Genomic DNA, 15,502 nt, shown 5'->3' with positions numbered 1-15,502 from the left:
ATAACGCTCTGACCTGCCACTTTGTTCATGATTCTGCGTTGTGGGATGTGTCGGCGATGTGGTCGGCGGTCAGGAGCAGACGGTCCCGGCCGCCGGCACCTTCCCGTCCAGCAGGTAGCCGTGCACCGCGTCCTGTACGCACTTGTTCTTGCTGTCGTAGGCACCGTGCCCCTGGCCCTTGTAGGTCAGTTCCACGCCCACGCCCTTCCCCAGCGCGTCCCCCATCCTCCCCGCGCCCTCGTAGGGCGTCGCCGGATCGCCGGTGTTGCCGATCACCAGGATCGGCGGCGCTCCGGGCGCGCTCACGTCGGGGTGGTCGACGGCACCGGGCACCGGCCAGTCGGTGCAGCTGAGCATGGACCACGCGAGATAGTCGCCGAACAGCGCGGAGGCCTTCCGGAACTCCGGAAGCTTGCGTTCCACGTACGCGGGGTCGTACCTCGGCTTGTCGTCGGCGCAGTTGATGGCGACGTTGGCAGCAGTGATGTTGCTGTACTCGCCGTTCTCGTTTCGCCCGTTCAACGCGTCCGACAGCACCATGAGGACCCTGCCGTCACCGTCGTACGCCTGCTCCAGGCCGTCGGTCAGGTACTCCCAGAAGTCCTTCGAGTACAGCGCCTGCGCGATGCCTCCGGTCGCGGCGGTCTCGGTGAGTTCACGAGGGAAGATGCCGGGGATCGGTTTGCGGTCGAGGTCCTTCAGCAGCCGGGCGATTCGGTTTTTGACGTCCTGCGCGCTGGTGCCGACGGGGCAGTCCTCGACCTTCGACACGCAGTCCTCGGCGAAGTTGTCGAGTGCGAGCTGGAAGCCTTTCGCCTGCGCGAGCGAGCCCTGTTCCGGGGTCTGCGTCGGGTCGACGACCGCGTCGAAGACGGCGCGGCCCACCTTCTTGGGGAACAGGTGGGCGTAGACGCCGCCGAGTTCGGTGCCGTAGGAGATGCCGAAGTAGTGCAGCTTGTCGTCGCCGAGGACCTGGCGCATGAGGTCCATGTCGCGGGCCGCGTCGGTGGTGCGCACGTGCGGCAGGATCTTCTTCGAGTTCGTCTCGCAGGCCGCGTTGAAGTCCTCGGTGTTGTCCAGTAACTCGGTGCGCTCGGCCGCGTCGTCGGGGGTGGCGTCCTGCTGGAAGTAGGCGTCGAGCTGCTTGTCGTCCAGGCATTCCACCGGGGCGCTGCGGCCGACACCGCGCGGATCGAAGCTGACCAGGTCGTAGCGGGTGCGCAGGGTGGCGTAGTCCTGGCCGAAGGCGGGCAGCGTGGTGACGCCCGATCCGCCAGGGCCGCCGAAGTTGAATACGAGCGAGCCGATCCGGCGGTCCGCCTCACCGCTGGCCTCCGCCCGGATCAGCGCGAGGTCGATCGTGTCGCCCTCGGGGGCGTCCCAGTCGAGTGGCGCCTTCATGGTGGCGCACTGCCACTCGGCGCCGTCCGGCAGCGGGGAGGGAGCGGAGCCACCGCCCTCGGCCTCGGAGGGGGCCGGGCAGTCCTTCCAGCCGAGCTTCTGGGCCGTCAGGTCCTCGTCGCCCCCTGAGTCGCTTCCCGAGTCGTCACTGCAGCCCGCCAGCAGAGCGGACATGGCCACGGCGGTGGCGGCGGTCAGGGCGGCGGCGCGCAGCCGGAAGGAGTTCGGCATGCGACCATCGTGCGGGCGCGCGGGTCCGTGCGCTCGGGGCAGGAGCCGTACGAGGTACGGGGCGGGCAGCCGGGACGTACGAGGCACGGGGCGGGCAGCCGGGACGTACGCGGGTGAGTCGACGCGTAAGGATCATCTCGGCGTGCGAGGCCGTTCCGGGGCCTACGAGGCCGTTACAGCGCTTCTTTCCGGGTCAGGTGGTTGAAGACCAGCCAGCCCGGCAGCACCGGCAGCCACAGCGTGAGCAGCCGGTACAGCAGCACCGCTGGGGCGGCGACCTCCTTGGGCAGGCCGACGGCGATCAGACCGACCGTGAGCGTCGCCTCCACCGCGCCCACACCGCCCGGGGTGGGCGCCGCGGACCCCAGCGCGTTGCCCGCGAGGAAGACGACCGCGACGCTCGCCAGGCTGATCGACGTCGTCTCGTCGCCGAAGGCCCGGATCGAGGCGTCCAGGCACATCACGAAGCAGGCGGTGAGCAGCAGCATGCCGCCGATGCCGGTGACCAGCTTCTGCGGCCGCTGCAGGACATCAAGCATGCGCGGTACGACACCGGCGAAAAGCGACCGCACGCGCGTGACGACGAATTTGCGCAGGAACGGCACCGACGTCACCACGAGCACGAGCACCGCCACCGTCAGCAGACCCGCGATCACCGTCCTGGACGGCGACAGCGACGGCGTCTTCTCGGTGCCCGTCAGATAGCCGAAGGCCAGCAGCATCAGGATGTGACAGCCGAGCCCGAACAGCTGCGACGCGCCGACACTCGCCACCGCGAGTCCGGGCCGTACTCCGGCGCGCTGCAGGAAGCGGGTGTTCAGGGCGACGCCGCCGACCGCCGCGGGGGCGACGATCTTCACGAACGACCCGGCGACCTGCGCGGCTACGGTTCGCAGGAACGGCACTTTCTCGGGTACGAAGCCCAGCAGGGCCATCGCCGCCGCGATATAGCTCGCCGCCGAGAACAGCACCGCCGCGGCCACCCAGCCCCACTGGGCGTTCGAGATCAGCGGTCCGAACTCGATGTGGGTAAGCTGCGTCAGCAGGAAGTAGGCGCCGATCGCACCTGCGATGAAGCTGATCAGCGTGCGCGGTCGCACTCGCTCCAGGCGCGCCGGCTCGACGGGAGCCTGCGGCCGGATCCGTAGTACCGCGTGCCGGATCTGCGTGAGCAGGTCCTCCTCGCGCGCCTCTTCCAATGCCTCGTCGACGGCTCGCTTCTCCGCCCGCTGCTCGGCGCGCATGGCCTTCTTGTCGGGCTTGTCGGGCTGCTCGGTTGCGGCGCTCGTGTCGTCGGCGGCCGCCTCCGAACGGGCGAGCTTGGCCTGCCGGGACGACTCCAGGACCGCGTCCCGCTCGCGCTGGGCGCGTTCCCGGGCCAGTTTGCGCAGGGTCGCGCGCGTGGAGCGGCTGAGCGCGATGGGCTGGAGCATCGGCAGGCAGTCCGCCACGGAGTCGGGGCCGAGTACGGCCACCGCCGAGGCGACCGCGCGTTCGGCACCCACCCGCAGGCCGAGCGTCACCAGGAGCTGGGAGATGTCCATGCGCAGCAGCAGGTCACCGGCGGCGATCTCGCCGATGCGCAGATCGGTGAGGATCACCGTGCCGGAACGATCCACCAGGATGGCGTCGCCCACCAGCCTGCGGTGCGCGATGCGCCGGGACTGCAGGGCCCGCACCTGCTCCCAGGTGCCGCGCAGCAGGTCGTCGGTGATCTCCTCGTCCGACAGCGAGTCGAGAGTGCGCCCGCCGGTGTGCTCGTAGACGAGCATCACGGCGTCGGGCCCCAACTCGGACGTCGCGATCAGCTTGGGGGCGTTGGCGCCGGCCCCGATCGCCGCGTAGGCGAGCAGTGCCTCCTGCTCCAGGGCCTGCCGCAGCGACGGGAGGCTGCTGCGGGTGGCGAAGCCGCGCAGCGTCAGATTGCGCCACGCACGGTAGAAGAAGCCCTGCGCCTGTTGCTCCCGGTCCACCACCGTGACGTCCAGCGGCCTGCCGTCCTCCAGTGTGACGAAGTAGCGGCGGCCGCGGTCACCGGTCTCCGCGGTGTCCGAAGGCCCTTCCTCGCGGGCGGCGGTCACCGGGCGGAAGCCGACGTGACGCAGGCCCGCCATCAGCGTCCGCCCGGTGGGGCGCACGTTGGGGGAGCCGACCGCGTACAGCGTTCCGTAAGCCACGGTCCAGCCGATGAGGACCGTCAGGATGATCGAGAACGGTGTCGTGTAGCCGGTGACGAGCATGGAGAACGCGTCGAGGAGCAGCACGATCCACAGCACCGCGCGCCAGCGGGGTCTGCGGGACATGCCGACGGCCGTCATGTACGCGATGACCGGCGCCAGGTAGCCGTGCACGGGATCGGTAAGAGCGTGGATGTCGCCCGGCGAGGGTTGGGTAAGCGCCTCCTGGATGGACCCGGGGGCGGCCTTGGCGACCCACAGGTCGGTGGCGAGGGTCACCCCGTGCGCGAGGACCGCCGCCAGCACGCCGTCGGCGATCCGCAGCCCGTCCCGTTTGATCAGTCGCTCGATCGCGAACGCGACAGGCACCAGGAGGATCGCGATACTGGAGGCCAGTCCGGCGATCTTGATCAGCAGGTCCGGCGCCTGCCCGGTGCCCTTGTTGATGTCCTGTTCGAGGCCCGAGGTGGTGCCGTGCGCGAAGGCGGCGACGGCGAGCAGTACGACGACGGCGAGCACGCCCACCAGGAGCCGCATCAGGTCGGACGGACGGTGCACACGCGCGGGGAGCAGTGGTTCGTCGCCCTCCACCTCGTCGATGTGCGCGACGTCGGCGGGGTCGGCGGCCGTCGCGGTCCTGCCCTCGGCCGCCCGTCGGCCGGTCTTCTCGCCACTTCCGTCCGCGGTGTCCGGGCGCGATGAAGAGCCAGAGGTGCCCTCGGCGTCCTCGGGGTGCGCACCCTGCTGCTTCATCGCCTCTTCTTGCTCTCGTATCACTGGTCACCGCCCGCACGATGGTGGCATGCCGCGTCGGCCTCGGCAGGCATCAGGGTGCCCGTGCGGGCCGCACAGTCTGCCCGAAGCGCCGCTTGCGGGCGAGGGACGCGCACCGTCGGGAGCACGTCGCGTTGTCGGTGGGGTGGTGCAGGATGGGGCGGATGAGCGAGCAGAGCCTTCCGGAGGAGCCCCGCCCGGAGTACGCGGACGCGCTGCCCGAATACGCCGAGCGTGTGCTCGAAGTGACCGAACTGATCCCGCCGGGCCGTGTCATGACGTACGGGGACATCGCCGAGTATCTGGAGGAAGGGGGACCCCGTCAGGTCGGACGGGTGATGTCCCTCTACGGGGGAGGCGTTCCGTGGTGGCGTGTCGTCCGCGCGGACGGGGCCCTGCTCGCCGGGCAGGAACTGGAGGCGCTCGACCGCTACCGGGAGGAGGGCACGCCCCTGAAGGAGGCGAGCAGAGCCGCGGAGGGGCACCTGCCGCGCCTCGACCTGAAGCGGGCGCGGTGGGACGGCGGCGAACGCGCACAGGGTCACACCTGACAGCTTCCGCCATCGGAGCGGCCGACGTGTGACCTGTGATCCGTATGAGGGAAAAGGTGCGTTTCGAGCACGACCGTGGCATGACGTACGTTCGTGTGGTTGGGGACACGGGCGCCATGAGTGACCCAAGAGATCCGAGAGGTCCGAGGGAAGAAGAGGAAGCCCTGCTTCCGCCTCATCCGTCGGCGTAGCGTCGGCCGCACGCGTCCCCCTCATCCCGCGGCCACCGCCGTGCACGCAGCGCGGACGGCCCACCAGTACACCCACCAGGACCGGCGAACCACGTGAGCTCCTCCTCCTCCACCAGACACCCGTCGCTCCCCCAGGTGCGACGGGGGAGCCGTGGCGCTTACCGACTGGTGCGTACCCCGCCGGCGAGAATGGCCCCCCCTCGTCTGGACGCCGCACAACGCGCCGTGGTTGACCACGGGAACGGCCCGCTGCTCGTCCTCGCGGGCCCGGGCACGGGCAAGACCACCACGCTCGTCGAGTCCGTTGCGGACCGGATCGCCCGGGGCGGCGACCCAGAGCGGACCCTGGTGCTGACCTTCAGCCGCAAGGCGGCCGTCGAGCTGCGCGACCGGATGGCACTGCGCATGGGAGCCGCGCGTGCCCCCCGGGCGACGACCTTTCACTCCCTCGGGTACGCCTTGGTCCGTGCCCACCAGGACAGCGAACTGTTCGTGGAACCGCTGCGACTGCTGTCCGGCCCGGAACAGGACGTGGCGGTACGCGAACTGCTCGCCGGCCAGGTCGACCTGGAGCGGCTCGGCCTGGCCCACGTGCGCTGGCCCGACGAACTGCGCGCCTGCCTGACCACCCGCGGCTTCGCCGACGAGGTCCGCGCGGTTCTCGCCCGCACCCGCGAACTGGGCCTCGGCCCGGAAGCCCTCGGTGCCTTCGCCCGGCGCATCGGCCGCCCCGACTGGCGGGCCGCCGCCGTCTTCCTCGCCGAGTACCTCGACGTGCTCGACCTGCAGGGCGTGCTCGACTACGCGGAACTCGTCCACCGCGCGGTGCTCCTCACCCGCCGCCCCGAGGTCGCCGCGCAACTGGCCGCGCGGTACGACGCGGTCTACGTCGACGAGTACCAGGACACCGACCCGGCTCAGGTACGGCTGCTGCACGCCCTGGCCGGCGGCGGGCGCACCCTCGTCGCCTTCGGCGACCCCGACCAGTCGATCTACACCTTCCGCGGCGCGGACGTGAACGGCATCCTCGACTTCCCGACCGCCTTCCCACGCGCGGACGGCCGCCCGGCGCCGGTGGAGGTGCTGCGGACCTCGCGACGGTCCGGGGCCACGGTGCTGGCCGCCACCCGGCTGCTGACCCAGCGCATGCCGACGACCCGCCTCCCCGCCGACAAGGTGCGCGCCCACCGCGAACTCGCCCCGGAGCGGGACGGGGGGCGCGTCGAGGTGTACACGTACCCGACGTCCGGCACCGAGCTGGACAACATCGCCGACATCCTGCGCCGGGCCCACCTGGAGGACGGCGTTCCCTGGGGCGACATGGCCGTCCTGGTACGCGCCGGCTCACGCACCATCCCCACGATCCGCCGCGCCCTCACCGCGGCCGGTGTGCCCCTTGACATCGACGGCAACGACCTTCCGCTGCGCCACGAGCCGGCGGTGGCGCCGTTGCTGACGGCCTTGCGGGCGGTGGCGGAGGCGGAGGCGGGGGAGCGGCCCCGGGCGGACCTCGGGGGCGCCGCGGAGACGGGGAGCGGTACGGCCGGCGAGGCGGCCAGCGCCCGGAGCGGGCCAGGCCCCGATGGCGCGGGGGCGGCCGGGCCCGACGCCGAGACGACGGCGCAGGTAGTACCCGAGGCAGCCCGCGACACGGCGGCGAAAGCCGCGACAGCGCCTGACGCTGCCCCGGATTCTGACGCCCAAGCGCAATCCCAAGCGCAATCCCAAGCCCAAGCCCAAGCCCATGCCCAATCCCATGCCCAAGCCCGCGCCGGGTCTGGAGCCGGGGCTCAAGCCGGAGCCGGAGCCGGGTTTGGAGCCGGGGCTCAAGCCGGAGCCGGATCCGACGCGGAGTCGGAAGCCGAGTCGGAAGCGGAAGCCGAAGCGGAGCCGGAAGCCGTAGCCGAGCCGGACGCCGACGCGGCGCCGAAGCCCCTGCCCGGTGCACGTGCCCACCGCGCGGAGGATCCGTGCTGGCTCCCCACGGAGACCGCCCTCACTCTTCTCGCCTCCCCCCTCGCCGCCATGGACGCCGCCGACCTGCGCCGCCTCGGCCGCGCCCTGCGCGAGGAGGAGCGTGCCGCGGGCAACCCGCTGCCGCCGCCCTCGGACGAGCTGCTGGCGCGCGCGCTGGCCGAGCCGGAGCGGCTCGCGGTGCACGACCCCGCGTACGCGCGTGGCGCCCAGCGACTCGGCGCGCTGCTCCGCAAGGCACGCGAACGCCTGGCGGGCGGCGGCAGCGCCGAGGAGGCGCTGTGGGACCTGTGGGACGGCACCCCATGGCCCACCCGCCTGGAACGGTCCGCCCGGCGCGGTGGCGCCGCCGGACGCAACGCCGACCGCGATCTCGACGCCGTGTGCGCCCTCTTCGCGACGGCGGCCCGCGCGGAGGAGCGCACCGGCGGCCGGGGCGCCCTGAACTTCCTGGAGGAGATCGACGCCGAGGACATCGCCGCCGACACCCTCACGCGGCGTGCCGTACGCCCCGACGCCGTCCGCCTGATGACCGCGCACCGCTCGAAGGGGCTGGAGTGGCGCCTGGTCGTCGTCGCGGGCGTCCAGGAAGGCCTGTGGCCGGACCTGCGTCGCCGCGGCTCCCTGCTGGAGGCCGACCGGATCGGCCGCGACGGACTCGCCGAACCGCTCACGCCCGGCGCGCTGCTCGCCGAGGAACGCCGCTTGTTCTACGTGGCCGCCACACGCGCGCGTGAACGGCTCGTGGTGACCGCCGTGAAGGCCCCGGCCGACGACGGCGACCAGCCCTCCCGCTTCCTGTCGGAACTCGGCGTCGAGCCCACCGACGTCACAGGCCGCCCGCGCCGGCCCCTCGCCGTCGGGGCGCTCGTCGCCGAGCTGCGCGCCACCACGGTCGATCCCCGCGTCTCCGAACCTCTGAGGGAGGCCGCCGCCCGCCGGCTGGCCCGCCTCGCCGCCCTCGCCGACGAGGACGGCCGCCCCTTGGTGCCGTCCGCCCACCCGTACCGCTGGTGGGGCATGTGGGACTCGACCGAGAGCAAGGTGCCGCTGCGCGACCGGGACCAGCCCGTCACGCTCTCCGGCAGCGCCCTCGACCAGTTGGCCAACACCTGCGCCCTCCAGTGGTTCCTCGGCCGCGAGGTGAAGGCCGACGCGCCCGCGACCGCGGCCCAGGGCTTCGGCAACGTGGTCCACGTCCTCGCCGACGAGGTGGCCTCCGGACACACCCCGGCCGACCTCGCCGTGCTCATGGAGCGCCTGGACTCCGTGTGGAACGCGCTCGCCTTCGACGCGCCGTGGAAGTCGGCGCAGGAAAAGGCCAACGCCCGCGCGGCGCTCGAACGCTTCCTCAAGTGGCATGTCATGGACCGAGCCGGGCGCACACCGGTGGCGAGCGAGCACGACTTCGACGTGACCCTGGAGGCGGGCGACTACGAGGTGCGCATCCGCGGCCAGATGGACCGCGTCGAGGCCGACGGTGACGGCCGCGCCTACGTCGTCGACATCAAGACCGGCAAACACGCGCCCACGTCGGCCGAGGTGGCCCACCATCCCCAGCTCGCCGTCTACCAGCTCGCCGTCCGCGAGGGCGCCGTCGACGAGGCCTTCGAGGGCGCCCGCCCCCAACCGGGCGGCGCCGAGCTGGTCCAACTGCGCCAGGGTGCGCCCAAGCGCGACGGTGGGGAGACCCTCCCCAAGGTGCAGGCTCAGGACTCCCTGGAGGGGCCGGCGGGCGAGTGGGTCGGGGACCTGCTCGCCACCGCCGCGGGCAAGGTCCTCGACGAACGGTTCGCCCCGACCACGGGCCAGCACTGCACCCACTGCGCCTTCCGCGCGTCGTGCAGCGCACGGCCCGAGGGACGACATGTCGTGGAGTGAGCGGCCCCAGGGAGCGGGCGGCCCGGTGTGATGAGACGCACCATAGTCGCTGACCTGCGCTTCTCCCCGCCCCGAGGGTGATCCCGCGCCCGCTGTCAGTGCTCGCCGCTAGCCTCTGTGACGTGCCCGCCCATCTCACCGATCCCGAGCAGCTCAAGGACCTCCTCGGGATCCCCTTCACCCCGGAGCAGACGGCCTGCATCGTCGCGCCGCCCGCCCCGCAGGTGATCGTGGCCGGAGCCGGGTCGGGCAAGACGACGGTGATGGCCGCGCGCGTGGTGTGGCTGGTCGGCACCGGCCAGGTCGCCCCGGAACAGGTCCTCGGTCTCACCTTCACCAACAAGGCGGCCGGAGAACTCGCCGAACGCGTCCGCAAGGCGCTGATCAGGGCCGGCGTCACCGACCCGGACGTGATCGACCCGGACAACCCGCCGGGCGAACCGGTGATCTCGACGTACCACGCCTTCGCGGGCCGCCTCCTGACCGATCACGGCCTGCGCCTCGGTCTCGAGCCGACCTCCCGTCTGCTCGCCGACGCCACCCGCTACCAACTCGCCGCGCGGGTCCTGCGCGAGGCCCCCGGCCCCTACCCGGCGCTCACCCGCTCCTTCGCCGACCTGGTCAGCGACCTCCTCGCCCTGGACGCCGAACTCTCCGAACACCTCGTACGCCCGGAGGCACTGCGCGCCTGGGACGCCGGCCTCCTGGACTCCCTGGAGTCCGTCAGGCTCAGCAACGCCGATCTGCGCAAGGTCCCCGAGGCCGCCGCCGCGCGCCGTGAACTGGCCGACCTGGTGATCCGCTACCGGGCCGCCAAGCGGGAACGGGACCTGCTCGACTTCGGCGACCAGATCGCCCTGTCCGCACAGCTCGCCGGGCTTCCGGAGGTGGGCCGCGTCCTGCGCGACGAGTTCCGGGTCGTGCTGCTCGACGAGTACCAGGACACGTCGGTGGCCCAGCGCATCCTCCTGGCCGGCCTGTTCGGCGGCGGCACCGGCCACCCCGTGACCGCCGTCGGCGACCCCTGCCAGGCGATCTACGGCTGGCGCGGCGCCTCCGTCGCCAACCTCGACGACTTCCCGGAGCACTTCGCGCACGCCGACGGGCGCCCCGCCACCCGCCAGGCACTCAGCGAGAACCGCCGCAGCGGCGGCCGCCTCCTCGACCTCGCCAATGGCCTCGCCGAGCCCCTGCGCGCCATGCACGCGGGCGTGGAGGCTCTGCGCCCCGCCCCGGGCGCCGAACGCGACGGCATGGTCCGCTGCGCCCTGCTGCGCACCCACGCCGAGGAGATCGACTGGATCGCCGACTCCGTCGCCCACCTCGTGCGCACCGGCAAGGCACCCGGCGAGATCGCCGTCCTGTGCCGCACGGCGACCGACTTCGCCGAGATCCAGGGCGCCCTGGTGGCGCGCGACGTCCCCGTCGAGGTCGTGGGCCTCTCCGGGCTGCTGCACCTGCCTGAGGTGGCCGACCTGGTGGCCGTCTGCGAAGTCCTCCAGGACCCCGGCGCCAACGCCTCCCTGGTCCGCCTGCTCACCGGCCCGCGCTGGCGCATCGGCCCGCGCGACCTCGCCCTCCTGGGCCGCCGCGCCCGGCTGCTGGTGAGCCACGCGCGCGTGGAGGGCGACGACGACCCCGACCGGCGGCTCGCCGAGGCCGTCGAGGGCGTCGACCCGTCCGAGGTGATATCGCTCGCGGACGCCCTCGACACCTTCCTGGAAACCCCGCTGGACGGCTCCGGGGACGACGACGGGCTGCCCTTCTCGCCGGACGCGCGCGTGCGGTTCGCCCGGCTGGCCACCGAACTGCGCGACCTGCGCCGGGCCCTGTCCGACCCGCTCATGGACGTACTGCATCGCGTCCTCGCCGTCACGGGGCTGGAGGTCGAGCTGTCGGCGTCCCCGCACGCTCTGGCCGCCCGCCGCCGCGAGACCCTGTCGAACTTCCTGGACGTCGCCGCGTCCTTCGCCGCGAGCGACGGCGAGGCCACCCTGCTCGCCTTCCTCGGCTTCCTGCGCACGGCCGCCCAGTACGAGAAGGGCCTCGACAACGCCCTGCCCGGCGGCGAGAACACCGTCAAGGTGCTCACCGCGCACAAGTCCAAGGGCCTGGAGTGGGACGTCGTCGCGGTACCCGGCCTGGTCACCGGGACCTTCCCCAGCGGCCAGGGCCGCGAGAAGTGGACCGCCCAGGGCAAGGTGCTCCCGCACGACCTGCGCGGGGACGCCGACACCCTGCCCGAGGTCGGGTCCTGGGACTCCCGCGGGCTGAAGGCCTTCCACGAGTCCATGAAGGAACACCAGCACACCGAGGAACTCCGCCTCGGCTACGTCACCTTCACCCGCCCCCGTTCCCTGCTGCTGGGTTCCGGTCATTGGTGGGGCCCGAGCCAGAAGAAGCCCCGCGGACCGTCCGACTTCCTCACGGCCCTGTACGAGCACTGCGCCGCCGGCTACGGCGAGATCGAGGCCTGGGCGGACGAACCCGCCGAGGACGACGAGAATCCGGCTCTGCACCGCGCGACCGCCGAACAGGCCTGGCCCCTGCCACTGGACGACGCGGCCCTCGCCCGCCGTCGGGCCGCCGCCGAGACGGTCCTCGCCCACCTGGCATCCCACGAGGAGGACCATCCCGCGGCAGCGCACGACCCGGACACCTACGACGACCCGGACTGGCCGCCGCCGCCCGGGGACGACGAGGTACTTCAGGAGGAAGTCCTCGGCGACCCAGGCCGCCCGGCAGACCCCGCCGACTGGGACTCCTGGACCGCTGACCGGCCCGCCGCCCCGCCGGCCCCCACCGCAACGGCGCCGGGCAGCAGACCCGCCATCCCCCACCAGGCGCCTCCTCCGGGACAGCCCGGCGGCACCGAACTGCCCAGCCTCCACTCCGAGGCACCGCGGAGCGGACCGACCGCCCCCGGCCGCCTCACGCCGGAGGAGGTCCGCACCGTCGCCTCCTGGGACCGCGACCTCGACGCCCTCACCGGCGAGCTCATGCGCGCCCGCGAAAGCGTCACCGAGGTACGTCTTCCGGCGTCGCTGACCGCCTCCCAGCTCCTCAGCCTGGCCGCCGACCCGGACGGCTTCGCGCAGGAACTGGCTCGCCCCATGCCCCGGCCGCCCCAGCCCGCCGCCCGCCGCGGCACCCGTTTCCACGCCTGGGTCGAGGCCCGCTTCGAACCGCTGACACTCCCCCTGCTGGAACCGGAGGAACTGCCCGGCGGCGACGCGGAGATCGCCGACGAACACGACCTGGAGTTCCTCAAGGACGCCTTCGAACGCACCGAGTACGCCCGGCGCACCCCCCACCGCGTCGAGGCACCGTTCCAGCTCTCACTCGCCGGCCGGGTCGTACGCGGCCGCATCGACGCCGTCTACAAGGAGGGCGACGGCGAGACGGCGACGTACGAGATCGTCGACTGGAAGACGAACCGTGCCGGCACCGCGGACCCACTCCAGCTCGCGCTCTACCGTCTCGCCTGGGCCGAGCAGCAGCACGTACCGCTGGAGTCGGTGACGGCCGCCTTCCTGTACGTACGCACCGGCGAGGTCGTACGGCCCGACGGGCTGCCGGACCGCGCCGCGCTGGAGAAACTGCTGCTGACCGACCCGGTCGGTGACGAACCGCACGATCAGGGTGACGGTGCGGGCCGATAGGCTCGTGAGCATGAGCGAGACCCCGGACAGCGCTGTCCGTACGTACATCGAACACCACCGCGCCGCCTTCCTCGACGACCTAGGCGAGTGGCTGCGCATACCGTCCGTGTCGGCCCAGCCCGACCACGTGGCCGATGTGCGCCGCAGCGCCGACTGGCTCGCCGCCAAGCTGAAGGAGACCGGCTTCCCGACCACCGAGGTCTGGCCGACGCCGGGCGCCCCGGCCGTCTTCGCCGAGTGGCCCTCCGGCGACCCGGAGGCACCGACGGTCCTCGTCTACGGCCACCACGACGTGCAGCCCGCCGCCCGCGAGGACGGCTGGAACAGCGAGCCCTTCGAGCCCGTCGTCCGCGGAAACCGCCTCTACGCGCGCGGGGCGGCCGACGACAAGGGGCAGGTGTTCTTCCACACACTCGGCGTCCGCGCCCACCTCGCCGCCACCGGTCGCACCGCCCCCGCGGTGAACCTCAAGCTGCTGATCGAGGGTGAGGAGGAATCCGGTTCCCCGCACTTCCGCGCCCTGGTGGAGGAGCGCACCGAGCGGCTCGCCGCCGACGCGGTGATCGTCTCCGACACCGGCATGTGGTCCGAGGACACCCCCACCGTCTGCACCGGCATGCGCGGTCTCGCCGAGTGCGAGATCAGGCTGCACGGCCCCGACCAGGACATCCACTCCGGTTCCTTCGGCGGCGCGGTCCCCAACCCGGCCACTGCCGTCGCCCGGCTCGTCGCCGCCCTGCACGACGAGCACGCGCGCGTGGCGATCCCGGGCTTCTACGACGGCGTGATCGAGCTCACCGACCAGGAACGCGACCTCTTCGCCGAACTGCCCTTCGACGAGCCGCAGTGGCTGCGCACGGCCAAGTCGTACGCCGCCCACGGCGAGGCCGGGCACACCACCCTGGAACGCATCTGGGCCCGCCCCACCGCCGAGGTCAACGGCATCGGTGGCGGCTACCAGGGCCCGGGCAGCAAGACGATCATTCCGTCGTCCGCCATGGTGAAGCTCTCCTTCCGGCTGGTCGCGGGCCAGGACCCCGACCACGTGGAGAAGGCCGTCCGCGCCTGGGCCGCCGAGCAGGTGCCCGCCGGGATCCGCGGCGAGATCACCTTCAGCGGGGCCACGCGCCCGTGCCTGACGCCGCTGGACCACCCGGCGCTGCAGTCGGTGGTCCGCGCCATGGGCCGGGCCTTCGAGAAACCGGTCCGTTTCACCCGAGAGGGCGGCTCCGGACCGGCCGCCGACCTCCAGGAGGTTCTCGGCGCACCCGTTCTCCTCCTGGGCATCTCCGTCCCGTCCGACGGCTGGCACGCCCCCGACGAGAAGGTCGAGCTGGACCTGCTCTTCAAGGGCGTCGAAACCTCCGCCCACCTGTGGAGCGACCTGGCAGAGTACTGGCGCCACGCACCCTGAGCGCCCGCACGGTCCGGGCCCGGACCGGCACCACGCGCGCGGCACACTGTAGAGGCCGCCCGCACCGCCGAGCCCTCCCTGACCCGGTCGCCACCCGCCCTACGACCCGCTGATCCGTCTGCCGAACCGAACCGCTCACCGGGGGAGTTGGAAGCACCCGTGACCACCTGGACCGACCACACCGCCGACCGTCCCATCTCGCTCACCGCCCCGAGCGGAGTCGACCGCGCCGCCCACCACCGCCTCGACGAGGCCTGGCTCGCGGCGGCGTGGAGCCACCCCTCGACGCGCTGCTTCGTGGTCTCCGGCGGTCAGGTCCTCATCGACGAGACGCCCGACGGGCGTACCGAAGTCGTCATGACCCCCTCCTTCGAGGCCCCGCTCACCGAGGCGCACCGCTACTTCCTGGGCACCGACGAGGACGGTGTCAGCTACTTCGCCCTCCAGAAGGACTCCCTGCCCGGCCGCATGGACCAGTCCGCGCGCGCGGCGGGCCTGCGCGAGGCCGGTCTGCTCCTGTCACCCCGCGACGCGGGCCTGATGGCCCACGCGGTCGCCCTGGAGAACTGGCAGCGACTGCACCGGTTCTGCTCCCGCTGCGGCGAGCGAACCGTCATCGCCGCCGCCGGTCACATCCGCCGCTGCCCCGCCTGCGGAGCCGAGCACTACCCGCGCACCGACCCCGCGGTGATCATGGCGGTCACGGACGGGGAGGACCGCATCCTGCTCGGCCGCCAGGTCCACTGGCCCGAGGGCCGTTTCTCTACACTCGCCGGCTTCGTGGAGCCCGGCGAGTCCATCGAGCAGTCGGTCCGCCGCGAGGTCTACGAGGAGGCAGGAATCGTCGTCGGTCCCGTCGAGTACGTCGCCAGCCAGCCCTGGCCCTTCCCGTCCAGCCTGATGCTGGGCTTCATGGCCCGCGCCACCTCCACCGACATCAACGTCGACGGCGACGAGATCCACGAGGCCCGCTGGTTCTCCCGCGACGAGCTGGGCGCCGCCTTCGAGTCGGGTGAGGTGCTCCCGCCCTACGGCATCTCGATCGCGGCCCGCCTCATCGAGCTCTGGTACGGCAAGCCGCTGCCGACGCGAGGCGCTTTCTGAGGCAGGACGACGTATGACGACGTGCAGAGGGGTGGGGCGCCCCCCCCCCGGGGGGGGCCCCCCCCGCGCCGGGTTTAAAGGTTAGCGGGGCCCCGCGGAAGGGCCCCGCCTGGTGGTAAACCGGGGCCCCGGCGGGGTGGGG

The 15,502-nt window shown here is 72.6% G+C and carries 7 protein-coding genes; 5 read left to right on the top strand and 2 right to left on the bottom strand.

Annotation, left to right across the window (positions count from 1 at the left end; translation table 11 throughout):
• Nucleotides 1-69: 69 nt before the first annotated feature.
• Both ACIQ1J_RS20795 and ACIQ1J_RS20790 read right to left on the bottom strand, forming a co-directional pair.
• Nucleotides 70-1,632 carry an alpha/beta hydrolase gene (locus ACIQ1J_RS20795; protein ID WP_403558553.1) on the bottom strand — a complete coding sequence of 521 codons (1,563 nt, stop codon included), beginning with the start codon at nucleotides 1,630-1,632 and terminating at the stop codon, nucleotides 70-72.
• Nucleotides 1,633-1,805: 173 nt separating this feature from the next.
• A complete protein-coding gene (locus ACIQ1J_RS20790) occupies nucleotides 1,806-4,562 on the bottom strand; it encodes a lysylphosphatidylglycerol synthase domain-containing protein (protein ID WP_403558551.1) in 2,757 nt (918 codons plus the stop codon).
• A 185-nt stretch (nucleotides 4,563-4,747) separates the two neighbouring features.
• Between ACIQ1J_RS20790 and ACIQ1J_RS20785 the strand changes: the two genes are divergently transcribed.
• From ACIQ1J_RS20785 to nudC, 5 genes are all read left to right on the top strand, one after another.
• On the top strand, nucleotides 4,748-5,134 hold the full coding sequence (locus ACIQ1J_RS20785) for an MGMT family protein (RefSeq protein ID WP_282107462.1): 387 nt from the start codon (nucleotides 4,748-4,750) through the stop codon (nucleotides 5,132-5,134).
• 284 nt (nucleotides 5,135-5,418) lie between these two features.
• Nucleotides 5,419-9,180 carry an ATP-dependent helicase gene (locus ACIQ1J_RS20780; protein ID WP_403558548.1) on the top strand — a complete coding sequence of 1,254 codons (3,762 nt, stop codon included), beginning with the start codon at nucleotides 5,419-5,421 and terminating at the stop codon, nucleotides 9,178-9,180.
• Between the two features lie 122 nt (nucleotides 9,181-9,302).
• Nucleotides 9,303-12,842, top strand: coding sequence for a UvrD-helicase domain-containing protein (locus tag ACIQ1J_RS20775; RefSeq protein WP_403558546.1), 3,540 nt, complete (start codon nucleotides 9,303-9,305; stop codon nucleotides 12,840-12,842).
• A gap of 10 nt (nucleotides 12,843-12,852) precedes the next feature.
• Nucleotides 12,853-14,256: a dipeptidase gene (locus tag ACIQ1J_RS20770; protein ID WP_403558544.1), complete on the top strand. Its 1,404-nt coding sequence runs from the start codon at nucleotides 12,853-12,855 to the stop codon at nucleotides 14,254-14,256.
• A 159-nt stretch (nucleotides 14,257-14,415) separates the two neighbouring features.
• Nucleotides 14,416-15,360, top strand: coding sequence for an NAD(+) diphosphatase (gene nudC / locus ACIQ1J_RS20765; protein ID WP_210960580.1), 945 nt, complete (start codon nucleotides 14,416-14,418; stop codon nucleotides 15,358-15,360).
• The last annotated feature ends 142 nt before the right edge of the window (nucleotides 15,361-15,502 follow it).

It is taken from the genome of Streptomyces sp. NPDC097107, assembly GCF_044762405.1.
GTDB classification, from domain to species: Bacteria; Actinomycetota; Actinomycetes; order Streptomycetales; family Streptomycetaceae; genus Streptomyces; species Streptomyces thinghirensis.
The sequence above is the reverse complement of the archived record's forward strand: the minus strand, read 5'-3'. Positions and strand labels throughout refer to the sequence as shown.

Excerpts from the sequence above, each read along its gene's own strand:
- ACIQ1J_RS20785 (WP_282107462.1), top strand. The coding sequence starts at position 4,748 with ATGAGCGAGCAGAGCCTTCCGGAGGAGCCCCGCCCGGAGTACGCGGAC.
- ACIQ1J_RS20770 (WP_403558544.1), top strand. The coding sequence starts at position 12,853 with ATGAGCGAGACCCCGGACAGCGCTGTCCGTACGTACATCGAACACCAC.
- ACIQ1J_RS20795 (WP_403558553.1), bottom strand. The coding sequence starts at position 1,632 with ATGCCGAACTCCTTCCGGCTGCGCGCCGCCGCCCTGACCGCCGCCACC.
- ACIQ1J_RS20790 (WP_403558551.1), bottom strand. The coding sequence starts at position 4,562 with ATGAAGCAGCAGGGTGCGCACCCCGAGGACGCCGAGGGCACCTCTGGC.